The organism is Shewanella pealeana ATCC 700345 (assembly GCF_000018285.1).
GTDB classification, from domain to species: domain Bacteria; phylum Pseudomonadota; class Gammaproteobacteria; order Enterobacterales; family Shewanellaceae; genus Shewanella; species Shewanella pealeana.
Map to the genome: position 1 here is coordinate 3,881,990 of NC_009901.1, position 25,333 is coordinate 3,907,322.

The window sequence follows — 25,333 nt, forward strand, 5'->3', positions numbered from 1 at the left end:
TCACTGCGTCGACGGCGGACAAATATTCAATAAAGCATTCATTTACGATTATTGCTCACTTCTAAAGCTAAGCGTCTAATTATTCAACGAACGAGCAAATAAACTCACTTATTTGCAGAAATGGGTTGACTCAAAACCATAAAAACCTTTTAATAGCGTCCGTTGCCCGAATAGCTCAGTCGGTAGAGCAGAGGATTGAAAATCCTCGTGTCCCTGGTTCGATTCCGGGTTCGGGCACCAATATTTAGTTTAGGTGTTGCAACAGCTAAACCAGCGACAAGGCAAATTAAGACCTTAAATCGCTAAACTAAACCTCGCATCGCGAGGTTTTTTTATATCTGAAATTTAATACAGGCAGTATAAGTATATTCAATCCATATAAAAAAGCCCCGAGCTAAGTCGAGGCTTCTATTCAAAAAAAGAATGTCTAAACCTTAAATTTACTTACCGCATCTTGCAGGAACTCAGCACGCTCACGAACTTCCTCTGTGGCACTGGAGTTTTGCGTAGCAACATCGGCCGTCTCCTGAGCGATATCGCGGATCACCACCACATTTTGATTAACCTCGGCCGCAACCATACTTTGCTCTTCAATCGCAGCCGCAATCTGAGTGCTCATATCCATAATGTTGGTCACGTCAACATTAATCTGCTCGAGTAGAGTCCCAGCAGAAGCGGCTTGTTCAGCACTCTCGTTGCCCTGCTCACGACTCGATTGCATCAGGGCTACGATAGAGTGGGTTCGAGACTGTAAGGTCTGAATGATTGCAGCTATCTCCTCAGTCGACTCTTGAGTTCGCATCGCAAGACTTCGAACCTCATCGGCGACAACCGCAAAGCCCCGTCCCTGCTCTCCCGCTCTTGCCGCTTCGATAGCCGCATTTAATGCCAGTAAATTGGTTTGCTCGGCAATACCGCGAATAACATCGAGCACACTGCCAATAGTTTCGCTGTCTTTTTCAAGGTCGCCCACCACTGCAGCAGACTCATTGATCTGTTGTGCCAATAGCTCGATTTTTTCAATCGTCTGCTGCACACCAACCTGTCCCGTCTGAGCGTTGTCGTGAGTCATGCTAGCCTTGTTGGCGGCAAGTTCTGTGTTCTTAGCAATTTCATCAATGGTCGCCCCCATCTCAGTAATCGCTGTAGCCACCATATCGGTTTCATTAAGCTGACTCTCAGCGCCTTGTGAAGCGCGTGCCACATTACTTGAGAGATCTTGGCAAGACTGGTTCATGGTCTCAACCGATTGCGTCACTTGATGAATAAGCTGCTGAAAGCTTTCTACCATGCTGTTAAAGTGTCTGGCTATTTGGCCAAGCTCGTCGTCGCTGCTGGCATCACAACGCATCGACAGATCTTTATTGGCCTCAATGTGAGTAATCACAGCAGTAATGCGTTTAACTGGATCGATAATACTGCGGATAATCATCAAGGTTGTCACTGCTAACGCAAGGGCAATGAGGACAGCAATCGCAAGGCCAAAGATAAACGCCGAACTTTCTTTATCGCTGATGGCATTCAAGGCTAAAGATTCGAGCTGCTTAAGCGCACTGTCTGTATTGGCAACCGCTTGGCGTAATTTCCCTCGCTCGCCTTCAGAAATAGTCAGACCGAGCAGTTTCTCTTTTTGCACCAAGGCTTTGAAATCAGCATTATATTGCTGGATATTACTCAACACCTGCTGCTTAGCTTGTATTGCCAATTGGGACGCGTTCGCTGTATTAATAAAGGTTTGGAGATTCTTATCAAACTTTGTCACATAGCTTTCACTACGTCTGAGCATAAAGTCTTTCTCGGCGCGCCTAAGTTGCAGCATCTGCACCATCAATTGTGGTTCATCATATTGCTCAACTAAACTTTCTACTTGATGTACTGCGCTTCGCAAGGTGCCATATAAACCCGCTTTAGGGGTGAGACCTATCTGCTTATTTAGGCTAACTACGTTGCTAAAGGCTGATTCATAACGGCCGAGCTCTTGACTAAACAGACTTAAACTCGCTGTTGGGATCTCATATTTTTCAAACACAGCGGTCAGCTTAACGACCTTATCTTGAGCTTCTCGGTTATCAGACCCGTGCTGCTCAACATACTTAAGCTCCTTCCTTGCTAGAAAATCCTTTTCATCTTTACGTAACCTTAAAACTTCATTCTTGAGCTCCGAAATATCTTGCGAGGCTTGTGCTAATTCCGTTTGCACTTGAGTAAAATAAACTTGAAGGCCAAACATGGCGGCTAGCGCCGTGATGGACACTCCTGCACTTAACAGTAATTTGTAACGAATTAGCATTTTACATCTCTTTTTTTATCGGTTTATTTCCCTTGGAAAACACATTTTCGCACCCTCCTCGGACTGTCATTTATCCCTATCGGCCGATTACCTAGTACATTTAGCTACAAAACAGAACAAAAACAGCAAATAATAACTAACATTCTAATTATTAAGTTGAAATAAAATTCACCAGCTAAAAGTTCATTGACTCAAGTAGCGCCTGCAAATAGTATAAAATATACTTAAATGGAGGTTTTCATGTTAGTCATTAATGCAGAATCAGTTCATCAGTCACTTAATTTCCCCGATCTAATCAATGCCCTCGATGAGACATTTTCTCGCCCAGCAGGCATGCCCCAACGCCAAGTGTTCGGCCTAGATGAGTCTGGTGAGCATAATGATGCTTTTGCCGTTTTACCTTCATGGAATGAAAAAGCGATAGCCGTTAAAGCCTTTACTTACTTCCCCGGCAACCCGAAAAAAGATCCTGCACTTGCTAGCTTATATTCAAAAATATTAGTCTTTAGCCGTGAAACCGGTGAGCCACAAGCCCTGGTCGATGGCACCAGTGTCACCTTCTGGCGTACAGCCGCTATCTCTGCACTAGGCAGTCGTTATCTATCCCGTGAAGACTCAAGTAAATTGCTGGTTTGCGGCACGGGTAACTTAGCTTCCTTTATGGCGCTCGCTCACGCCAGCGTGCGCCCTATTACCCAAATCACAATTTGGGGACGCAGCGAAGAAAAGGCTCGTGCCACTATTGAGCTTATCCGTAATAAGCGCCCAGATATTGAAGTATTGCTATGCACAGATCTTGAACAAAGCGTGCGTGAAGCCGATATCATTAGCTGCGCAACAGGAAGCCCGACTCCGCTGTTTGATGGTGATTGGGTACAACCGGGCACCCATACCGACTTTGTGGGTAACCATAACCATGACAGACGTGAGTTCGACACCAAGTTGATCCGCAAGTCTTCGGTATTTGTCGATTCAAAAATCAACGTGTTTGCGGAAGCGGGCGAACTGCTCCTGCCTATTGAAGAGGGGGACTTCTCTCTCGATCAAGTTAAGGGGGAGTTGAGCCAGCTTTGTACGGCACAAATTAAAGGTCGTACTAGCAATGATGAAATCACCATCTTCAAGACGGTCGGTACGGCACTTGCCGATCTTGTCGGTGCGCAACTGGTGTTTTCAAAGCTAAGCTAGACGTCAAGCTAACTTGTGGCGAGCAGTTCTTTGCTGCCTAAAAAGAGAAGCGCATTAGGCTTCTCTTTCCTAATCATCTAACTCAATCATTTACTTATTGCCCCCAAAGTCAAAATCCCCTTCCTCATTGACAAAAATAATTTCTATTGCATTTAAACCTTTTTATCTGTTGGCTATGTCTTATTGGTATCGAAAGCGCACAAGGAATATTGAGTGACGGCACAAATAAGGGTAATGGAGCCAAGGCCGCTTCTAGAACCTGAACTAATAGATAAAGCCAAGCTAGGTGACAAGCTCGCTTTCAAGCAACTGTATCAACTGCATCATCAGCGCGTATACGCACTGTGTTTGAGGATCACCGGCCAGGTATCACTGGCCGAGGAAGCGACACAGGACTGCTTCGTCAGGCTTTGGCAGAAGCTGCCCCAGTTTCGTGGTGAGAGTCAATTCACCACTTGGCTGCACAGTCTGAGTGTCAACCAAGCCCTATCTAGCCTGAAGAAGCACCGCTCCTTTTGGTCACGATTTGTGAGTAGTGATACCGATGTTGAAAGTATCAGCGATGAGTATGAAGACTTAGATAAGATTTTACTCAAGCTGCCTGAGCGAGCCCGGATCGTTTTCGTACTGCATGCGCTCGAAGGCTACAAACACCAAGAGGTGGGGCAACTTATGGGCATTGCAGCAGGCACGAGTAAGGCGCAATACCACAGGGCACAAAAGTTACTCGAAGCACTTATAGATCAAGGCCAAGTCGATATAGGAGGCCGTAATGAATGATGCTAACGCAAAACTGACCCAATTAATTAATCAGGCACCTAAAGCAATCGTGCCACAAAAAGATCTGTGGCACGACATTGAGCGACAGCTCGATAAGCCTGAGTTCGAGCAGGCTAAACCTGGACATCAAAAAAATAGCCAATGGATACGACTCGCCATTGCCAGCATGATTTTACTTGTGGGCTTAGTCGGTCTGAATATCTGGCAGCACAAAGGTGAGTTTTCAACATTAGCAGCACCATCGTCGCTATTAGCCACACTAGCTGAGATAAAGCAGCAGCATCAATTACAGGTTAATCAGCTAAGCCAGCAACATCTCACCGATTGGCAAACCACCGAGTTAGGCTTACCACTTGAAAAAGGTATCGAACAACTAAGAAAAGCCGCAGAGCAGATCTATCAAGCCCTGCAACAAACCCCGAACGACAAGGAACTTTGGCAACTCTGGCTTTGGACTCAACAAAGAGAAATAGAGTTATTACAACAAGGCCAGACACTGCCAGTTAACCCATTACCTCAAGGAGCTTTAATATGAAACTCTCATTCATTAGTACACTCATGGCAAGTACGCTTTTTTTAACCAATATAGTTATTGCAGGCGAAGCTATCGAACAACAGCAGACCGTTCAAGGCAATCCGTTAGTTAAAGTCAAAGTGCAACGCGGGAGTGTTACCTTTAAGTCTTGGGATAAGAATGAGATAGCGGTAAAGGGAACCCTTGACGACCTCAGCGAAGGTTTCACCTTTTCAGTCAAAGGTAACAATGTCACCATTGAGGACACCCTGCCCCGTCAATACAGTGGTAATAACACTGAGGGCTCAGAGTTAGTCATCACTCTTCCTCGCAAGCTTAAGCTTGAAGCAGAGGGCGTATCGGCAAACTACAGTCTAGATAACCTCCAAGGAGCACTAGAGGTAAGCTCCGTCAGCGGCAATATCAAAGCCACAACTCTTAGTGACAAGACCATGTTGCAAACCGTATCAGGTGATATTTTGACTCGAGGTTTAACAGGTAAGAGTCAGCTGCAAACGGTTTCTGGTGATATAAAAGATACCCAAAGCACGGGCACATTAAGCTATCAAATGGTGAGCGGTGAATTAACGACCGATACTCAGGCCAGTAAAGTTTCCATAGAATCAGTTTCAGGCGATTCAACCATTGCACTTGGCAGTATTGATACTCTGTCTGTCAAAACCGTGAGTGGTGATGTGGAACTGTCACTCAACAGCTTACAAAACCGCGCCAAATTGGGCAGTGTCAGTGGTGATATCGAGATGCGATTTCTTGGCGATACCGATGTGAGCTTCAATATTAACGGCGGCCCCAGTGGCAAGATCAATAATAAGTTAACCGACGACAAGGTGACAAAAGAGAAATACTCGCCCCAAAGCTACTTAAAGTTCCAAACCGGTGATGGCCTCGCAGAACTCAATGCTTCTACTATTAGCGGTAAAATTGAGTTACTGAAGTAATTAAATTATAACTTTTCAGGGATTAAACAGATGCAGCTAGTAAAGAATCAGCTGCATCATATAATGTATAATATATAAATAATATTATTAGTTCACGTAAGATTTAACAAACGAAATAAACTCTTTAGCAGCCGGATTTAAATTTTTCGACTTTAAATATACTGCACCAAAGTCTACGTTTATATGTGGCATATCTTTAACATCAAGCAATACCAAACTTCCCGCTTTTAATTCTTCATCAATAACAAGTTTTGGTAATAGACAGATCATATTAGTGTTATAAAGAGGTAAACTAATTGAATTAAACAACTCGAATCTCAACAAACCTGAAAAAGCTGGTCGCTCTATATCAAAAAGATCACCGAATAAGTCCTCAACCTCTTTCGTTGTTGCTCTTGGCAGGGATAAAGGGAAATCTTTTAGTCTAGGTGTATATAGATTCTTCTCTCTCACTAACGGATGCCCTGGCCGACAGCAAAATACGCCTACTGAGTTACAGTAGTTTATAATTTCAAGATCATCTCTTTGGTCGAACTGCGTTACTTTAGTCTCCGCAACAAAAAGATCGATCTCTCCCTTTGCAAGAAGTTGATGCAACTCACTAACATCTCTAGCGCGCAGCTCTACACTAATCGATGGAGAATATTTAACGAACTCATTTAATAGTTCACCCAATATACGACTCGACGTTAAAGTCCCCCCACCAATAACCAGCTTCCCTGCTAGCTTTCCGCTATTTACTCTTATATCCGACTCGAGTAAATGCACTCGATTTAGAATGTTATCGCTATGCTTTAATACTATCCCACCGTGATAGGTTAATTTCACCTGTCTAGAGTCTCGAGTAAATAGTTGTACTCCAAGATCTTGTTCCATCTTCTGAATACTACGAGTTAAAGAAGGTTGTGTTATCTCTAGCTTTTCAGCCGCTTTACTAAAACTTCTACATTCAGCTAATGCTGAAAAATGTTTTAGATGCCGTAAGTCCATACTCCTAATCCAATAAATCAATAAATCAATAAATAATCCAAACTTTACTCAAGCCGAAGAAAATATCGCAGTCAATAAACTGGTAGTACTAGTCAAATGCAAATCTTCGAGTACCCTATACGACCTCCATTTCAGCCATTACAAACTATGTCAGTTAAAAAATAGATTCAAGTATAGGAAAACAAGGGTGTAACAGTTTGTATCAAGTGTAACCAATCTCCATCTTTTACTTAATCTCAACTATTTATAGTAGTTTCAAGGCGTAACAAAGATTTCAAATATACCTTTCAACTTTAAGCACTATTCAATAGATTAAAAATGATACGATTTTAAAGTGAAAAAAATTTAAAATGCCTACGGGCTATGGCTATATTCACTTTGTCTATTGGTCACGAGCACAACAAAAGAATAACAATCCTGCAACACCACAACAAACAGGCAGGATAATGAAAATAAAAAAAATCACTTTGATGACTCTAGCTGCAATTTATGCAGCAAGTACTGGAGCGGTAGCTGCATCAAGCTCTAATAACATCAAAAGTATCGAGATCACTGACGCTATACTTAAATATAACGAAGATATTAAAAACGGTAAGCAGCGCAATGGAAGTACCAATGCAATAAGAAGCAAGGGAAAAAATATTCATCGCGCCATAGCCACATCAGTAAATAGTAAGGTTCCGTTTCAATACCAAGATAGCCTCTCAGGTGAGCAAACCTACATAGTGGAGCTGAGCGATAAACCCGCCTCTCTATATCGTGGAGGAACTGCGCATTACCAAGCAACCTCTCCCACGTCAAGCAGTGTGCCAGTCATGCTCAACGCGAGATCACACAATAAACTGGATATACAAAGCAGTGCAGTCCAGAACTACAGTCGCTACCTTAGTGAAAAACAAGATTCTGTTTTAGCTCTAATCTCTGGGCAGGCTGAACTCAAAAACCGCTATACCTTAGCTTTTAACGGTATGGCAGTAAAAATGACACAAGCTCAAGCGGCAAAATTAGCTCAAGAGCCTGGTGTACGTAATGTCAGCCTAGAAAAGCACTATGAACTTCATAGCGATACAGGACCGAAACATATCGCTGCAGATGGCCTGTGGACAGGTTTCGCAGCCGATGACCAATACAAGGGTGAAGGTATTGTCGTCGGCGTCCTCGATACGGGTATTAATAGTGACCATCCCTCTTTTGCAGCTGTCGCTGGCGATGGTTATGTTCACAAAATGCCAGCTCGGTATAACAGTTACTTGGGCGATTGCGAAAAGCCTGAGTTTGCCAGTATGTGTAACGATAAACTCATCGGTATTCGTTCCTATGAAAGTATTACCGACAGCTACATGGATCCAGCATTCCAACCAGATGAACCCTTCTGGAATATCACCGCTCCTAAGCGTCCACAAAATGGTGAAGATTATAACGGTCATGGTTCTCATACAGCATCAACAGCCGCGGGTAATGAACTGTTTGATGTCAACCATGTTGTCGCGACACTTGGTGAAACGGGGGATGGAATAGCAACAGGGTTAACCTTCCCTAGAGTATCGGGTGTGGCACCTCGCGCTAACATTATCATGTACCAAGTTTGCTTTTCTGGTGATGGCAGTTACGGCGATAATAATACAGGCTGCCCAGGTTCGGCCTTGCTGGCGGGGATCGAAGACGCTGTTGCCGATGGTGTTGATGTCATCAACTACTCGATAGGCACCACCTTCGGAACATTCCCTTGGGATAGTCCTATCGAGATGGGCTTTCTAGCGGCTCGAGAAGTGGGGATCTCAGTTGCAGCATCTGCAGGTAACTCTTACTCTCCACAGTACGCTAATCAAGCAAGGGGGGCAATTGATCACTTTTCTCCTTGGTTAACCTCTGTTGCTGCCAGTACTCATGGACGTGAAATTAGCGTTGAAGGTAAGATGATTACCGCGGCAACAGGCGGTGATAAGCCTCTGTCAGAGCTCTCTGGCGCCGGGATCTCAGGCGAATATACAGGGCCAGTGTTAGAAGCTAAAGCCTACGGCAACGAATATGAGAAATGTAATGAGCCCTTCCCTGAAGGCTTTTTTGATATCGATCCTCAAGGCGCGCCATTTGCGACAGCCCCAATTATTGTCTGTAAGCGTGGAGATATCGCCCGAGTCACCAAAGCCAGCAATGTCCAAGCTGGTGGAGCCGGAGGCTTCATTCTCTGGAATTCAAGTTATTCAGATCCAATTCACAATGATCCTTATCCTATCCCTGGCATCAATATCGACAATGGTAGCTATTATGGAAATAACTTAAATGGTTATTTTGGGCTCCAAGCTTGGTTAGCCTCAGGTACCGATCACTCCTTAACTATCACCGCATCAGAAGTCATCACCAACAAAGGTATTGCAGACTATGTGGCCGACTTTTCATCTCGTGGCCCCAACTTAGAAGCTCCCGATGTCATGTCACCCAACGTTGCAGCGCCCGGAGTCGATGTTTATGCTGCGTGGGCCGACGAGATGCCCTTTAGCATGTATGGTATGCCAGCTGATTACGCAGCTATAAGCGGTACCTCTATGGCTGCACCACATGTCGCTGGTGCGATGGCACTACTGAGCCAAGCACACCCTGACTGGACACCCGCTCAGATCCAATCAGCCTTGATGACAACAGCCTCACTAGAAGGAGTGACCCGTTCGCGTGATCGCTACCCGTTCGACTCAGTGGTTGCAGGCCATAGCGATGCTGGTAGTGGGGTGATCAATGTTTCCCGAGCCAATCAAGTTGGACTGTTGCTCGATGAGACAGCCGAAAATTACCGGGCAGCAAACCCGAACAATGGCGGTAATATCCATACCCTCAACTTACCTTACTTCTACCAAGATAACTGTGCTGGAACCTGTAGCTGGATGCGAACGGTTACCGCTACCCAAGATGGCTCATGGAATGTTGATGTCAATGAGTTTGAAATCGATGGTGCATCAATGTTGGATCTAGAAGTTTCACCAAAGCACTTTACCCTGCAAGCAGGCGAGTCTCAGGCAATCAGCTTGAAAGCAAAAGTATTAGATATTGAAGCTATCGGTGCAAACTCCTCAGAGATACAACTTTCAGGAGCCGTTTCGCTGACACCGAGTAATAGCGCTATGCCTAAGCAGCAGCTTCCAGTTGGGGTACGTTATAGCGGTGATAGCCTTCCCTCAGAGGTTTCAGGCATTATCCACAGAGAACAGGGCCACACTTTAACCCCTATGATCAATACTGCGGAAATTCAGTCCTTTAACTCCCAAGTCTTTGGTCTAAGTAAAGGTGAGCGTCATGATGCTGAACTTCAACGTTCCGAAGTAAGGATGTATTCAGACGGTTTTACACGCCAAGAGATCGAAGATGGTGGTGCTAAAGTCATATTCTTCGACGTGCCAGAAGGTACAAAGCGCGTCGTTTGGGAGGTGCTGTCAGCGCCTAAACAAGCCTATACCTCAATTGACTTAGGTATGGATGTAAATAGCGATGAAGATATCCAATGGTTAGATGAGGCGATCTGTTATTCGGCCACAGATAAAGGCGACTTTTGCGCAATAAACGACCCTACTCCTGGGCGTTATTGGGCTATTGCTGCCAACTGGAAGTGGTTATACGAAGATGAAAAAAATCTTGCCGATAAGTTTGAGCTTAGCTTAGCTGTTATCGGCTCCGAGGATGATGGAAGCCTTACCGTTGAGGGGCCAAGCACTAACGACGGCTTAACTCCCTACCAAGTCAAACTCAACTATAACCTCCCAGACGCTGTTGAAGGCGATACCTATTACGGTATGGTAGCAATTGGTAGTGACGAGCATAACGCCACAAACTTAGGCGACTTCGCCGTGAAGCTTCAACATTTTGGCGCAGATACAGAGATCAGTGCTTCACAAACTGCAGCTAAAGAGGGGGACATCATCGATTTTGTTGTTGAACTGGCTCCTAATCTGCTAGGTGGTGAGCGAGAGTTCAGCCTTAATGCTAACCTTTCACAAGGCATGCAAATGATTGCAGACTCCGTGATTGTCGGTGGTGTGGGCAGCTATGAAGAAGGCTTAACGGTTGAAGGAAACACAATTAGTATCAACGCCGCTCAAGCGTCCTCGAGCGATATGCAGCGTCACTATGTGTTTACAACTAACCTTGATGATGCCACCTGTAAAGTCCCTTATGGCGATGATGAAACTTTCTATGATCTACCTATGCAAGGATTCAATCCTATGGGTATTTCTGGGTACTCGAATCAAACTGTGTTAATCCCACTCAGTGAGAGCGGTTTACCTCATGTTCCACTTTATGGTAACCCTGAAGTGTTTGGCCAAGATGTCCTCGCTATCTCACCTTTTGGTTACGTGCAGTTTGATGGACTACCTGACTTTTGGAATCTAAACGTCCCCTTCGATGACCACTTTCAAAGTTTCCCTGACACCATGATCGCTCCTTTATGGCGCGGTGATGTTTTAATGCCAGATATGTTCTTTAATTGGTCAACCCTTCGTTGGGAAAACGCTGTTTACGGAGCCGTAACTGACAAACACTATATATTCCAGTGGGACGGCGGTGAAGAGTGGAGCTCTTTCTTTAGTGGTAACACAAATCCCGACCCAGAGGCTAAGTTCAATATTCAAACTATTATTGCAACCAATACTAGTTTTGCACCTGAAACCCCTGAAATCATTTTTGCATATAAAACCTTAGAGTCAAACAATGCGCACCTTGGTTCTATCGGCCTGCATGGATATTGGGGTGAGCGTGCCACCATGGGCCCCATTTATGGCTGGTTAAATGACGGTTTTGCCTATAACGATGTTGACGATAAAGTCAGTGAAGGAACGGTAGTTTGTGCAGATTATCGCGGGCCAGAGCAAACTGCGGTATCGCTCAAGTTCTCAGCCAGAGTATCGGCATCCGCTATTGGTTCTGATAACACCTTGGTCGTAGAGAGCCAGTACGCAGACTCTGAGGTTGTATCAGTAAGCCACACTGTTTCAGCTCCAAGCAATATATCCGTCGCGACAATGCCAGACCTTGTGATGGAGGAAAACACAACACTTGAAGGCATAAAGGTGATGTATAACGATGTGAAAGACACCACTAACGGGTTAATGGTAAGCGGTGACAACATCACTGCCACTGTGATGGGTGAGAGCTTTGCTATCACTCCCGATACCGACTGGCACGGTAGTACTGAGGTGACTGTAACAGTCCACGATATGGCTTATCCAAGTGATGCTGCGAGTACGACATTTACACTTACGGTTAACTCTGACGGTCTCGAACCCACTCCACCAGCAGAAGAAACACCTGATGAGCAACCAGAGTCTGATTCGAGTGGTGGTAGCTTGGGTTTCTTAGGTCTAGCACTTCTAGGTTTGTTTGCTGCGGGTCGTAGAAAACTAGGCTAAACATAGTGATGCAGCTACAGGTTAACCTTGCAAGCTTCACTGGCTAACCGATAAATGCGCTCCAACAAGATGCAAAAAGGGCTCTTAAATTAAGAGCCCTTTTTTATATTTATCCGTTAGCATTTAACAACCGCCCACTCACCAAGTTCTGTGCCGTTATCAAGCTAATATCGGTATTACTTAACTGACTTTATCTCTGCACCGGTTAACAGTTAGCAACCCATCCCCCACTCAGAAGTAACCACGCTAAGAGTGAATATCTAGTTTGCTTACTTAACTGATTTTATTTCAGCATCAGTCAGGTATCGCCATTCACCCAGCTCAAGGCTTGGGTCGAGTTCGATAGCGCCCACGCTCTCACGGTGTAGCTTAGTCACCTTATTTCCTACCGCGGCTAGCATACGCTTAACTTGATGATATTTACCTTCGGTAATGGTCAAACGCGCTTGGTTCGAGCCTAACATCTCAAGCTCTGCCGGTTTAGTCAGACCATCTTCATTATTGAGTTGCAAGCCATCGGCAAATTGCTGCACTAGAGCTTCACTTAATGGATCAGCCGTCTCTAATAGGTAGCGCTTGCCACACTCTTTCTTTGGCGAGGTGATTTTATGCGACCATTGACCATCTGTGGTGATCAAAACCAGACCTGTAGTGTCGGCATCTAAACGGCCAGCAATATGCAAATCTTCAGGACGGCTCACATCCAACAGGCTGATCACCGATGGATACTCTTCATCTATGGTTGAACAGATAGTATCGACTGGCTTGTTTAGCATGATAAAGCGCGGGCCAATTATCGTTAGCACCTCACCCTCAAGACGGATCTCATGCTCATCGGTGACTTTAAAACCAGAGTTTTTAACGACTTCACCATTACAAGTGACATCACCACGATGAAGGGCTTTCTTGGCAGAAACGCGAGAGTGTGAAGTTGATTCACAAATAAATTTATCTAAACGCACAGGAAGAACTCAGCTTATATAACCATAATGGCCGACATTATGAGGCCAGCGCCGCCAAAGGGCAAAGTTTTGCTTATGTCTATCTCAGCAAAGCGCGACTCAAGCCAATGTCATAAGCGTCCGCTAGCCCTGAAAACTAGCCTATAAAAGCCAACAAAATGCTCCATGGGAAACCTTTTCTTACACATGACAGGCCAAATATCCACATAAGTTTACGCCTCAGGCTTGTCCATACCACCCCAAAAAACTTAACATAAGTAACTCAATGTAATTCATTCGACCTAGCAACAAGCAATAGCTACAAACATTAGCTAGGAGCATGAATACGCTATTTGAAGATTAGAAAAACAACTCGCTTAATTCAAAAGCAAAATAAATTGACGGTATAGATTAAGGAAGAAAAATGAAAAAAGTACTCGTTGGGGGCTTATGCGCTTCCCTTATCGTTGGCCTCAGTGCATGTAACAGCGAACCTACAGAAGTCAAATCACCTGACACAAGCAAGACAGAAGCTGCCGTTGCAGTTGAAAAAGCACTGACCTCAGGTATCGACTTTGCCAATTTCGACAAGTCAGTTCGCCCACAAGATGACTTCTATTCTTACGTGAATGGTACTTGGATTAAAGACACCACTATTCCGAGCGATCGCACCAGCACAGGAGCATTTTATGATCTGCGTGAAAAGTCACGTGATGACGTAAAGGCTATCATCGAAGAAGTCGCCGCGACGCCAAACCTTAAAGTAGGTAGCGACGAGCAGAAAGTTGCCGCTCTATACAACTCATTTATGGATGTAGACACCCTCAACAAGTTAGGCGTGACGCCAATTCAAAGCGAGCTTGAAAGAGTCAATGCGATTGAGTCGAAAGATGAGCTTGTGACTTACTTCGCTCGCAGCCAAATTATCGGTAGCGGCACACCAATGGCATTTTATATCAACGTCGACGCCAAAGACTCGAGCCGTTACGCCACTCATATTTGGCAATATGGCCTTAGCCTGCCAGAGAAAGACTACTACCTAAATCAAGATGAGCGTTTCGTTAATATTCGTAAGGCCTATGTTGAACATATCGAAAAGATGTACACCTTAGCAGGCCTGCCGAATCCAAAAGCCAGTGCCGAGGCGATTTTGGCCCTTGAGACTGAAATTGCTAAGCAACACTGGGATGTGGTCGAGACTCGCGACAGCACTAAGACTTACAACAAGTACCAGATTAAAGACTTGCCCACACTGGCACCAGACATTAACTGGAACGGTTACCTAGCCGCACTTGGCGCCGACAAGCAAGCCGATATCATCATCAATCAGCCTAGCTATATCCAAGGGCTCAACCAAGTCATTAAAGACACAGACCTCGCAGCCTGGAAGACTTACATGCAGTGGCAGGTACTGACTCATGCTGCAGGCAGCCTAAGCGAAGCGCTTGATACCGAAAACTTCGAGTTTTTTGCCAAGACACTTAACGGCCAGCAAGAGCAGCAGCCACGCTGGAAGCGCGGCGTATCATCGGTTAACGCTCTATTGGGTGAAGTTGTGGGTAAAGTGTACGTTAAACGTCACTTTAAGCCTGAAGCGAAAGAGCGTATGCAGGTTTTGGTTGAAAACCTACGAGGTGCTTATGGTGATAGCATTGAATCGTTAGATTGGATGAGCGCCGACACTAAGCTGGCAGCTAAAGATAAGCTCGCCAAGTTTGATCCTAAGATTGGTTACCCGGATCGCTGGGAAAACTACGATAAGTTAACCATCAAATCTGATGATCTATATGGCAATAACCTACGCGCAAGCGAGCTAAGCCACGAGAAAGAACTTGAGAAGCTCGGTAGCCCAATCCGTAAGTGGGAGTGGCACATGACGCCGCAAACCGTTAACGCGTACTACAACCCTACCATGAATGAAATCGTCTTCCCTGCCGCTATTTTGCAGCCACCATTCTTTAATATGGCAGCCGACGATGCGGTGAACTATGGCGGCATCGGTGCGGTCATTGGCCACGAGATGGGCCACGGTTTTGACGACCAAGGCGCAAAGTTTGACGGCGAAGGCAACATGCGTGACTGGTGGACAGAGCAAGACTTAACCGAGTTTGCAGCTCGTGGTAAGGCACTTGTCGATCAATACAACGACTACGCAGTATTTGACGACTTAAATGTTAACGGTGAACTGACTCTGGGTGAGAACATAGGTGACCTGTCTGGCGTCACTATCGCCTATCGTGCCTATAAGAAGTCACTCAAGGGCAAAGAAGCTCCTGTAATTGACGGCCTAACGGGCGATCAACGTTTCTTCATTGGTTTCACTCAAATTTGGCGTGCAAAAATCAAAGAAGAGTCAATGCGTAACCGCGTCGCGACCGATCCACATTCACCAGCCCAGTTCCGCGCTCTAGGTGCACTATCTAACATGCCTGAATTCTACAGCACATACGCTTTGAAGCCAGGCGATTCGATGTACATAGCACCAGAGAAACGCGTAAAAATTTGGTAATCAGTTTTTTTAAAGAGCAGGCCCTAGGCTCTAGGAACTGCCAAGAAAGGTTCTAGGAAATGCAAAAGGCAAAGACGATGAAAGCCGAGACGGGTAAAGCAGGGAAAACGGTGTTTGTTGTAGGTCAAGCTTTTGCTTTTCCTAGCAGGGCCTCTCAGCACAAACAGCCTGTCCTCGAAGCGTAGCGTCCTAGAATCTAGATCTTGGGTCCTAGGTCCTTTAAATTTAAAAGCTAAAAAGCCGTTGATGTCTCACTTCATCAACGGCTTTTCCTTTATTATCATTTTTCAGGAGCTACAGCTCACACTATGAACAAATGTTAATTTGCCATTCAGCATAGCTTAAGCATTTTCCAGCTAGATTACGGTATAGCCATTATTAAAGGACTGCTATGAACCGGATATTGCGGACGTTTTTCATTTTCTTACTGTTATTGTCGACTCGAACAGCTTTTGCTCATAATGTCGATCATGGCCAGAACAACAGCAAAAATAACGGTAGTTACGCCGCCAAAAAAGCGCTCCCTAAAAACCTTGCAGGACTCACAGCCATCCAGTCCATGCAATACCAAGTGCCTAGACAGACCAGCGCCGATCTCGATACCCTCTATAGCCAAGCCGCAAGCGCGCAAGATGAACTAGCCCAACTGCTCAATATGATCACCACTCAATCTCAGACTCAATCTGTTCTAGCCGATATAAAGAGCCGTGATAGAGCCGAAGCTAAGGTGCAAAACAAATTAGATAACGACGCCAGCCAACTAACAGATATCGTCAGAGCCAGCATCGTCAGCCACGATATTCACAACTTGATGCAGGCGTTTGCACTGCTAAAGTCAGATAGCCAACTCATCCAAGTTAAAAACCGCTTCGCTAGCCCAAAAGAGTCGGGTTACCGCGACCTAAACTTATTGGTAAAACTGCCAGAATCGCAAATGATAGCCGAGGTGCAATTGCACCTTGCCGATATCGCCGAGATTAAAAGTGGTGTGGAACATAATGTCTACGAGCAGGTACAAACCATTCAGGCCTCTGCCATGCAAGAGCAACGTAACTTAAGTGAGCTCGAAACCACTAAGATTACTCAGCTACGTCAAGCATCCCATAAGCTTTATCATAAGGCATGGCTCAAATATAAACGCAGCGATCAAGCAAACGAAATCAGCATCGCAGCCTAAAACCCAGTATTAATAATGAATGAAAGAACCCAGCATAAGTTGGGTTCTTTGCTTTAAAAGCTATAAACCACGAAGAACAGGTAAAGCTCTGAATGGCTTTTCTTCGTGCTCTTCGTGTCCTCAGTGGTTCATGTTTATCTTTCAAATCATCTGATTTTTTCTGAGTAACGTCCTTAAGTGAAGGACATTAGCAACTAGTGGGTGCTTGTTGTATCGCTGTAGTCAGTTCCGCTTACAAAAGGTTTGTCACCGACGCTCTCCCCCAAATTAAGTCCGTTAGCTTCGCCAATTTGTAAAGCCATATACCAGTCGAGACGCTGAAGATTAAATTAGCGCACTAACCTGCACTTCCTGCTAATTTGCGGTTATACTCCGCCCCAATAGTCTATACAGCCAGATACCCCGAAAACTTATGAACGATATCATTGAGCAACTGCAAGAGATGAGTGAAACGGTTCCCGTACCGTTAGAGCTAGCGACATTTGAGCAAATTGTTGAAGTGGAAGAAGAAATTCTTATTCCACTGCCTATGGAGCTGAAAGAATACTTACTCTATGCCAGTGATGTAATTTGTGGCAGCTTAGAACCTGTTACAGCAAGCGACCCTAACTCGCATACTTACTTGTCAGAAGTGACCTCGTATGCATGGTCGATTGGCTTGCCGCGTGAGTTTGTGCCTATTTGTCAGCAAGGTGATAACTTCTTCTTTATTAGCCAAGAAGGCCAGATTCAGTTATGGCAAGATGGCGAAATTGACGAAGAAGAAACTTGGGAGTCATTTTGGGACTGGGCCGAAGACGTATGGATGCGTAGCTAACTTAATCGACACATTAATTAGTTAACTTTTAGCAGCATAGCGACACATTTATTAAGGAAACAAGATGTCTAAAGAACTTGGTTTAAATGCCATTGAGATGCAGTACCTTCGTCACTCTTTGGCGCTAACCACTGCCCAAGTTGCCGAAATTGGTAAAGTGACCGAAGCCGATGTTATCGCTTGGGAAGCCGGTGAAAAGCCAGCTCACATGCCGGTACAAAAGAAGTTGCTTGAAATTGATGAAGCGATTGAGATGCAAGTGCTTAACACTTGCGACGGCATCGAAGAGCTATTTAAGTCAGAGCCAAAGCGCACTCTAAGCTTTGTGGTTTATCCAACTCAAGCTTTATACGCCCAGTACAACCCAGAGTTTTTAGGCACATTGCCATTAGCAGAGCTCTATAACACTTCGGCATATCGCATCAAGAAAGAGTGCAAGCTAATGCTAGAAGTTGATGTAGTGCTAGTAGCGTTAGAATTTGAATCTTACAAAGCATTCCGCGAGAAAGAAGGCTTGAAAGAGAGCCGAGAAAACCGCGCGAAATGGGCTAAAGCGCAGTTATAAGATTTAGGGAAAGCGAAGAAGGTAAGAGCCGAACGGCCTGTGGCCTAGGGAACGTGACTACGTCACTGACGGAACGCTGCGCTTACGGAAAAGTGGTTCTGTTTTTGTAGGTCGGGCTTTAGCCCGTCAAGCTTCTGCTTTTCCTAGCAGGACATAGTCCGTCCTCGAAGCGAAGCGCCCTAGAGTCTAGCTCCTCATCCTAGCTTCTGCATTAAAAAAGCATCCATTCTATTATTAAAATAGTGGATGCTTTTTTTATGCTTAATTTTCCTTTGAGCAGGGGTTAATCTGTGCCTTGTCAGCTCAAGCGGCGCCCGCCTCTTCTTTAGCAAGTCCCTTAGCCATGGCTGGTCGAGCCGTAATTCTATCGCGGTAGGCGGTCAGTTTTGGTGGAATATCTTGCTCAAATCGTGTCGCCCACAGCAAGGTATGCCCAAGCAATATATCGGCAATACTTAGCTCATCGCCAAGTAAAAAATCACTCTCAGGTAACCACTTTTCGGCGATTGCCGCAGCCTTGTCAAACTCCCACTTAGCAACCGATAGCATAGCAGGAAGACGCTGTTCCTCTGGCAGGGCAAACTTATGTTTTCCTATGCTCCACAGCGGCTGCTCAAGCTCACTGATAATAAAGCTGACCCACTTATGATGCTGCGCCGACTCATGAGTCCCCACCTTTGGCAGCAACTTACCCTGACCATATTTCTCAGCTAAATAAAGTACGATTGCTGCTGATTCAGTTAATGCAAAACCATCATCTACCAGCGCCGGAACCTTGCCACAAGGGTTAACGGCCAAAAACGCGGGGTCACGACTGTCGCCCTTGGCAAAGTTGATATAGTGATATTGCCAGTCGAGTCCTAACTCTTCTAAGGTCCATGACACTCTCAAAGAGCGGCTACGCGGGATCCCATATAGTGTAATCATCTAACTGTTCCTTAATTTGCATCAATTGGGTGAGCCCCTAAGCTACCGCTAAGAGTTAACAATTGAAACCGTGACATTGTTTCAAAATAAATCGGTTTCAAAATAAATCAGTTTCGAATTAATTGGTTTCAAAATAAGTCAGCCTAAAAATTCCCCCTATTTTAATTAGGTTTAATTTTACTCAAAATTTTGTTTTAGTAATAAGGGAATTAGATAACTGCAATAATACAAGGGAATGATTATGGAAATCCGCCAAGAGACCAGCATCAAACAGGCAGAATTTGCCAGCAACTTAGGCCAATATTGGCTCACACCATTCGCTATCATTCTCACGCTATCTGTCGTTGGGATCCCACTATTACTGCTATGGCTGCCCATCGGCAGTATCTTTACCCGCCGCTATATCGACAACATGAGTACCGAGCTCACCGATAGAAAGCTCATTGTGCGTAAAGGTATTTTTACTCGTACCGAGAATAGCGTACCACTCGACAAAATCACCGATATGGCACTGATCCAGGGCCCCTTAATGCGAGTGTTCAAACTGCACAAACTCACCATAGAAACCGCTGGGCAATCGGGTGCTGGTGCATTACTGAATCTTACGGGCATCATAAATGCGGCAGACTTTAGAAGCTTGGTGCTAAAGCAAAAAGAAAAGCTTAGCCAAATAGACCCTGTTGCTCAGCAAGATGAAAATAATGAGGCTAATGTTGTCAGCCTTTTACAAGAGATATCTGATACTCTCAAACGTATTGAAAGTAATAGTAAAAACTAACGAACAGCACTTCGGCACCCCAAAAAGAATAAGAAACCCAATCAAGATGAGCGATCACAGCACAGTAATATCAAGTCAAAGAATGAATTTACCCACACTACTGAGCGCCATGGGGCCAGGACTGCTTATGGCTGCGGCTGCTATTGGCGCCTCACATCTAGTGGCATCGACTCGTGCAGGCGCAGAGTTTGGCTGGCAACTGGCCTGGGTAATTTTGGCGGTGAACCTGCTTAAATATCCCTTTTTCGCTGCTGGGGCACGTTACACCGCAGCTACAGGTGAAAGCTTGCTCCATGGCTACTTAAAGCAAGGGCGAAAGTATCTTTTGGTGTTTACCGTGCTTAACACTCTGGCCGCCATCGCTAGCACAGCGGGGGTCGCCATGCTCACCGCCGCCATGTTGACCCAGTTTGTGCCCTTACCTATCGATCTGCTAGCGCTGCTGGTATTGCTCTCCAGTCTGGCGATTCTCATCTTTGGCCATTATGCGCTGCTCGATAAAATGACTAAAGTCATCATGCTGGCGCTAACACTCACCACCTTGATTGCAGTGGCCCTAGCCTTTAACGCCCCAGCAATTGTTAATGCTGATTTTGTTGCCAAATCGCCTTGGCAATGGGCTTATATCGGTTTCCTCGTCGCCATGATGGGCTGGATGCCTGCGCCTATTGAGGTCAGCGCTTGGAATTCACTGTGGTTAATCGAAAAGCAAAAGTTATCACCTGTGAGTAAGCAGCAGGCACTATTTGATTTTAACTTCGGCTATCTGATGACCGCGCTACTGGCCATCGTTTTCCTCGCCCTAGGCACCTTAATCATGTATGGCAGCGGCGAGCAATTTTCGCCATCTGGCGCTAAATTTGCGAGTCAGCTAATCAGTTTATATAGCCAAGTGATGGGCAACGACAGCCGCTATCTTATCGGCGCCGTCGCATTTCTATGTATCTTCAGCACCACTGTCACGGTCATTGATGGCTATAGTCGTACACTCAATATGGGCTGGCAGCTGCTCACCAAGCAGCAAGATAGTGAACGCCGACTTAATGCTGTTATGTTAGCAGTCAGTACTCTTGGTTTATTTATCATATTGTTTTTTAAAGGTGCTCTACTTCCATTGCTGGAATTTGTTATGATTCTGGCCTTTATGACAACAGTAGTTTTTGCTTGGCTTAACTATAAGTTGATGATCAGCACAGCACTGTTGCCAGCAGATAGGTATGGTAGCGCTATGAGAGTACTCTCATGGCTTGGCTTAACTTACTTAGTGAGTTTTGCCGCACTATTTATCTATTGGATGCTCACAAAATAACGTAAACGGACACCTACACCTTAAATGCACCTAATAACAAAAACACTAATAGGCTCAGTCGTTGTTGGCTGCTGTCTTTGGGCTGCTAACAAAGCCAGTGCAAACCGCGTCGCCAGCAGTGATATCGCCAAACAGCTGCCTACCATTATCACTCAAGCCAAGCGTCCCTTTAGTGGCATCATTATGCTCAAGCGTGACAATCAACCGATATTTACCTATATCTCAGGTGACGACATTGAAATCAATTCAAGCTTTGTTATCGCATCCCTGTCTAAGCAAGTCACCGCTGCGTTAGTTCTAAAAGCCGTTGATGAAGGCTTAATTGAGCTAGAGCAAAGTGTGAGTCATTACCTCGCGAAACAAGCTAATGAGGCCAAGCTCTATATTCCCCCTAGCGTCACAGTGTCGCAGTTACTCAGCCACACGTCAGGGCTGGTCAATATCGGCGAAGCGCCGCTATATAAGCCCGGTAGTCAGTTTCAATATTCAAATTACGGTTATGCATTACTTGGTGAGTTACTCGAAACGGTTTACCACAAGCCGATTTATCAACTAGTCAACGAACTCAATGAGCAAACTAAGCTCAATGGTTTATACGCAGAAACAGGCGAGCTCAGCAGCATTAAAACCAAACATCCAAGTTTGATCCTCGGCCAAGCCGAAGAGCAGACTCAAGATGCTGATGGCAAAAACCACTCACACTATACCCATGCCGACATCAACATAGATAAAAAATTGGTTGCCTTCGGCGGTATGATCGCCTCAGTAGAAGCTTATAGCCAGTTTCAGTACGCCCTTTACAGTGGCAAATTGATTAGCCCACAGAGCCTGGAGTTAATGACCTCCCCCCAAGCCACCCGTAACCACAGGTGGGGCGTATTAGAATACGGCTATGGCACACAAATTAGCCGAGATGAACAGTTGCTCGAATATAGCCACAGTGGCTATTTGCCTGGCTATGTGAGTCTCGCGACTTACTACCCTAAGTCTAACGTGAGTCTGGTTATCTTCGAAAACACTTCATGGGATCTTAGCGACAGTGAAAGAACCTTTGGCTTACACGATGACATTCGTAACAGCATTCGCAGTAAACTGATTGCACTTGAAAACCGCCCAGTAGAAAAGCTCTATCAAGCCGGAGTTTTGGCCGTCGAAAGCGTGATGACTCCCACAGCCCCCAAGCTAGCAGACTAATGCATCTAAGAGGCTGCTATTTAACAGCCAATGTCTGCTATAATAGCCTCGATGATCGCGCAGCCGCGCGATCCCATAGTTAGAAGAAATCAAACCAATGATTAACAATGATATTTTACGTAAAGTTCGCTATATCCTCGACTTAAGCAATGCAAAGATGATCCGTATTTTTGCTAAAACTAAGCACGAAGTGACTCAAGAGCAGATGATCGACATGCTTAAAAAAGAGCATGAAGAAGGTTATACACCGCTTAATGACAAGAACATGTGTCATTTCCTAGACGGTTTAGTGATCTACAAGCGTGGCCTAAAGCCTGGCGCTGAAGCACCTGAGCCGCTATCTCAATTGACCAATAACCTTATCTTCAAGAAGCTAAGAGTGGCATTTGAGTTACGTGAAGACGATATCATTGAAGCGCTAGAACTAGCTGAATTCAACATGAGCAAGTCTGAGCTAGGCGCTCTATTTAGAAAGCCTGGTCACAAGCACTACAAGCCATGTGGCGACCAAGTATTACGTAACTTCTTGATGGGCTTATCACTTAAGCACCGTCCAGAAAACGCTAGCTAATTATCACACGTATTTATATGCAAGTGATTGAAAGCACTGCCAATGGCGGTGCTTTTTTTTAGGAGCTAGGAACTAGATCCTAGGACGCTTCGCTGCGAGGATGGGCTTCGCCCTGCTAGGAAAAGCAAAAGCCCGACCTACTACAAACACCACTTTTTCGGCTTTTCCCATCTTTTCTGTAAGCGTAGCGTTCCGTCTGTGACGTAGTCACGTTCGCAAGGCCGTAGGCCGAACGTCTTTGCTCTTCCTAGAAGCTAGGACCTTTCTTGGCTTTTCCTCGCACCTTCTTTTCCTATATTTCATTAAAAATTTCGTCTATTTCGTCCGCAATAGCTAACAAAGATCACACTTTATGTTAGTCTTCCGTGATTAGCATCACCTGTAATACCAATCAGTATATAGATTTACTCGCTCAGCGAGAATTTAGCGGTTCTGAGGCAAGGTGACGAATGAAGAGCATAGCTGTTCTACGGTCAAGTTCGTTAACGCAGCATCAGAGCAGCTAAAACTCGTCATTCTGGAGCGTTTTTGGCTGCCTACTTCCACATTGAACAGCACCATAAGGGAATAATAGCTCTTTCGACTATTCACCTTGAAACAGTTTGCCAAAAACCGCTCTGAGCAGATAAAGTTCTTATACTGATTGGTATTACTCTACTAACAAAAACAAAGAAAAGGTTTCCAATGGACGATAACAAACGCCCGCTCTATCTTCCTTTTGCCGGTCCAGCCATTCTTGAAGCACCTTTGATCAACAAAGGTAGCGCTTTCACCGACGAAGAACGGATATTTTTTAATCTCGAAGGCCTACTGCCCCACGTCATCGAGACCATCGAAGAGCAAGCCTCTCGCGCTTATGATCAATACAAGAACTTCAGCAACGATCTCGACAAACATATCTACCTAAGAAACATTCAAGACACCAACGAGACTCTCTATTATCGCCTGGTGCAAAACCACATTACCGAGATGATGCCTATCATCTACACCCCTACAGTGGGGATGGCCTGTGAGCGTTTCTCTAAAGATTACCGTCGTAACCGTGGCCTGTTTATCTCTTACGCCAATAAAGACCGTATCGACGATATTCTTAATAACTCAACCCGCCAAAAAGTAAAAATCATCGTAGTGACCGACGGTGAGCGCATCTTAGGTCTAGGTGATCAAGGCATTGGTGGTATGGGGATCCCGATTGGTAAGTTATCTCTATACACCAGCTGTGGCGGTATTAGCCCGGCTTACACCTTGCCGATTACACTCGATGTAGGAACCGATAACCCACACCTACTCGAAGACCCTATGTACATGGGGATGCGTAGCCCACGTATTGGCGGCGAAGAATACACAGAATTTGTAGAAGCCTTTATGCAAGCGGTTCACCGCCGCTGGCCCGACGCACTGATCCAGTTCGAAGACTTTGCTCAGAAGAACGCCATGCCACTGCTTGAGCGTTATAAAGATCAATACTGCTGCTTTAATGATGACATTCAAGGCACTGCCGCAGTAACTGTTGGCTCACTGTTAGCAGCCTGTAAGGCGGCAAAAACACAGCTTAGCGAACAGCGCATCACCTTCTTAGGTGCAGGCTCAGCCGGTTGTGGTATTGCCGAGGCTATCGTGGCGCAGATGGTGTCTGAAGGGATTAGTGAAGCACAGGCACGCAAGCAAGTGTTTATGGTTGATCGCTGGGGCATGTTGCAATCAAATATGCCTAACTTGCTACCGTTCCAGCAAAAGTTAGCGCAAAATTGTGATGACATTACCAGCTGGGATAATTTCAGCGACAACATCTCACTGCTGGATGTGGTAAACAATGCCAAGCCAACGGTATTGATTGGCGTTTCAGGCGCGCCGGGTCTGTTCACCGAAGAGATCATCAAGGCGATGCACAGCCATTGTAAGCGCCCAATCGTGTTCCCGTTGTCGAACCCAACTAGCCGCGTTGAAGCCACGCCGAAAGATATCCTACACTGGACCCAAGGCCAGGCGCTTGTAGCAACAGGTAGCCCGTTTGAGCCAGTAGTGGTTGACGATGTGACCTATGAAATTGCCCAGTGTAATAACAGTTATATCTTCCCAGGTATTGGCCTTGGCGTATTAGCCTCTGGGGCAAAACGTGTCAGCGACGCCATGTTGATGGCATCGAGCCGCGCGTTAGCCGAGTGTTCACCACTGGCGATTGACGGTGAAGGCTCACTGCTGCCAAAGCTTGAAGATATTCATAAGGTGAGTAAGCATATTGCGTTTGCCGTTGCCAGAACTGCAATTGAAGAAGGCCATGCGTTGCCAACAACCAATGAGTTGCTGACCTATGCGATTGAGGATAACTTCTGGACCGCAGAGTATCGTAGTTATAAACGAACTGCGTTCTAGTTCTGAACGTTAGTATTCGCAACGTTCATTAGCGAAGTTGAAACAAAAAGCAGTC

The 25,333-nt window shown here is 45.4% G+C and carries 18 protein-coding genes and 1 tRNA gene; 15 read left to right on the forward strand and 4 right to left on the reverse strand.

Translation table 11 applies throughout. The features are described 5' to 3' along the window. The first annotated feature begins 164 nt into the window (after positions 1-164). Positions 165-240, forward strand: a tRNA-Phe gene (locus SPEA_RS16760). 187 nt (positions 241-427) lie between these two features. Here the strand turns inward: SPEA_RS16760 and SPEA_RS16765 are convergent. Beyond that, complete coding sequence (locus tag SPEA_RS16765) at positions 428-2,290, reverse strand: methyl-accepting chemotaxis protein (RefSeq protein ID WP_012156386.1); 1,863 nt, start codon at positions 2,288-2,290, stop codon at positions 428-430. Between the two features lie 240 nt (positions 2,291-2,530). Here SPEA_RS16765 and lhpI point away from each other — a divergent pair, with 240 nt between their 5' ends. The 4 genes from lhpI (at position 2,531) to SPEA_RS16785 (ending at position 5,731) form a co-directional block, all read left to right on the forward strand. Continuing rightward, positions 2,531-3,478 carry a bifunctional Delta(1)-pyrroline-2-carboxylate/Delta(1)-piperideine-2-carboxylate reductase gene (gene lhpI, locus SPEA_RS16770; protein ID WP_012156387.1) on the forward strand — a complete coding sequence of 316 codons (948 nt, stop codon included), beginning with the start codon at positions 2,531-2,533 and terminating at the stop codon, positions 3,476-3,478. A 234-nt stretch (positions 3,479-3,712) separates the two neighbouring features. After that, positions 3,713-4,258, forward strand: a complete 546-nt coding sequence (locus SPEA_RS16775) for an RNA polymerase sigma factor (RefSeq protein ID WP_012156388.1) — start codon at positions 3,713-3,715, stop codon at positions 4,256-4,258. Further along, complete coding sequence (locus SPEA_RS16780; protein ID WP_012156389.1) at positions 4,251-4,793, forward strand: hypothetical protein; 543 nt, start codon at positions 4,251-4,253, stop codon at positions 4,791-4,793. The genes SPEA_RS16775 and SPEA_RS16780 overlap by 8 nt, the downstream gene beginning before the upstream one ends. Then, positions 4,790-5,731: a DUF4097 family beta strand repeat-containing protein gene (locus SPEA_RS16785; protein ID WP_012156390.1), complete on the forward strand. Its 942-nt coding sequence runs from the start codon at positions 4,790-4,792 to the stop codon at positions 5,729-5,731. Before SPEA_RS16780 ends, SPEA_RS16785 begins: the two co-directional genes overlap by 4 nt. 87 nt (positions 5,732-5,818) lie before the next feature. On the opposite strand, the gene SPEA_RS16790 is transcribed toward SPEA_RS16785, so the two are convergent. Beyond that, on the reverse strand, positions 5,819-6,721 hold the full coding sequence (locus tag SPEA_RS16790) for a LysR family transcriptional regulator (RefSeq protein WP_012156391.1): 903 nt from the start codon (positions 6,719-6,721) through the stop codon (positions 5,819-5,821). Positions 6,722-7,167: 446 nt separating this feature from the next. Here SPEA_RS16790 and SPEA_RS23480 point away from each other — a divergent pair, with 446 nt between their 5' ends. After that, complete coding sequence (locus tag SPEA_RS23480; protein ID WP_012156392.1) at positions 7,168-12,117, forward strand: S8 family peptidase; 4,950 nt, start codon at positions 7,168-7,170, stop codon at positions 12,115-12,117. 269 nt (positions 12,118-12,386) lie between these two features. Here SPEA_RS23480 and rsuA read toward each other — a convergent pair whose 3' ends face one another. Next, the gene (gene rsuA, locus SPEA_RS16800; protein WP_012156393.1) at positions 12,387-13,079 is read right to left on the reverse strand and encodes a 16S rRNA pseudouridine(516) synthase RsuA; all 693 of its coding nucleotides are present in this window, start codon (positions 13,077-13,079) and stop codon (positions 12,387-12,389) included. Positions 13,080-13,482: 403 nt separating this feature from the next. On the opposite strand from rsuA, the gene SPEA_RS16805 reads away from it, so the two are divergent. The 4 genes from SPEA_RS16805 to SPEA_RS16820 all read left to right on the forward strand — a co-directional run bounded on the left by SPEA_RS16805 (position 13,483) and on the right by SPEA_RS16820 (position 18,126). Continuing rightward, on the forward strand, positions 13,483-15,567 hold the full coding sequence (locus SPEA_RS16805) for a M13 family metallopeptidase (protein ID WP_012156394.1): 2,085 nt from the start codon (positions 13,483-13,485) through the stop codon (positions 15,565-15,567). A gap of 391 nt (positions 15,568-15,958) precedes the next feature. Beyond that, entirely contained in the window at positions 15,959-16,744 is a 786-nt protein-coding gene (locus SPEA_RS16810; protein ID WP_012156395.1) for a RelA/SpoT domain-containing protein, read from the forward strand. Between the two features lie 412 nt (positions 16,745-17,156). Continuing rightward, a complete protein-coding gene (locus SPEA_RS16815; protein WP_012156396.1) occupies positions 17,157-17,561 on the forward strand; it encodes an SMI1/KNR4 family protein in 405 nt (134 codons plus the stop codon). Positions 17,562-17,625: 64 nt separating this feature from the next. Further along, the gene (locus SPEA_RS16820) at positions 17,626-18,126 is read left to right on the forward strand and encodes a DUF4447 family protein (RefSeq protein ID WP_012156397.1); all 501 of its coding nucleotides are present in this window, start codon (positions 17,626-17,628) and stop codon (positions 18,124-18,126) included. A gap of 303 nt (positions 18,127-18,429) precedes the next feature. On the opposite strand, the gene SPEA_RS16825 is transcribed toward SPEA_RS16820, so the two are convergent. Next, a complete protein-coding gene (locus SPEA_RS16825; RefSeq protein ID WP_012156398.1) occupies positions 18,430-19,053 on the reverse strand; it encodes a glutathione S-transferase family protein in 624 nt (207 codons plus the stop codon). A 241-nt stretch (positions 19,054-19,294) separates the two neighbouring features. Between SPEA_RS16825 and SPEA_RS16830 the strand changes: the two genes are divergently transcribed. The 5 genes from SPEA_RS16830 (at position 19,295) to SPEA_RS16850 (ending at position 25,278) form a co-directional block, all read left to right on the forward strand. Further along, positions 19,295-19,831, forward strand: coding sequence for a PH domain-containing protein (locus SPEA_RS16830; RefSeq protein ID WP_012156399.1), 537 nt, complete (start codon positions 19,295-19,297; stop codon positions 19,829-19,831). A 46-nt stretch (positions 19,832-19,877) separates the two neighbouring features. Beyond that, a complete protein-coding gene (locus SPEA_RS16835) occupies positions 19,878-21,140 on the forward strand; it encodes an Nramp family divalent metal transporter (RefSeq protein WP_041411050.1) in 1,263 nt (420 codons plus the stop codon). Between the two features lie 24 nt (positions 21,141-21,164). Next, positions 21,165-22,334, forward strand: coding sequence for a serine hydrolase domain-containing protein (locus SPEA_RS16840; protein ID WP_012156401.1), 1,170 nt, complete (start codon positions 21,165-21,167; stop codon positions 22,332-22,334). Between the two features lie 97 nt (positions 22,335-22,431). Then, positions 22,432-22,905, forward strand: a complete 474-nt coding sequence (locus SPEA_RS16845; protein ID WP_012156402.1) for a YehS family protein — start codon at positions 22,432-22,434, stop codon at positions 22,903-22,905. A 684-nt stretch (positions 22,906-23,589) separates the two neighbouring features. Beyond that, entirely contained in the window at positions 23,590-25,278 is a 1,689-nt protein-coding gene (locus SPEA_RS16850) for an NAD-dependent malic enzyme (protein ID WP_012156403.1), read from the forward strand. The last annotated feature ends 55 nt before the right edge of the window (positions 25,279-25,333 follow it).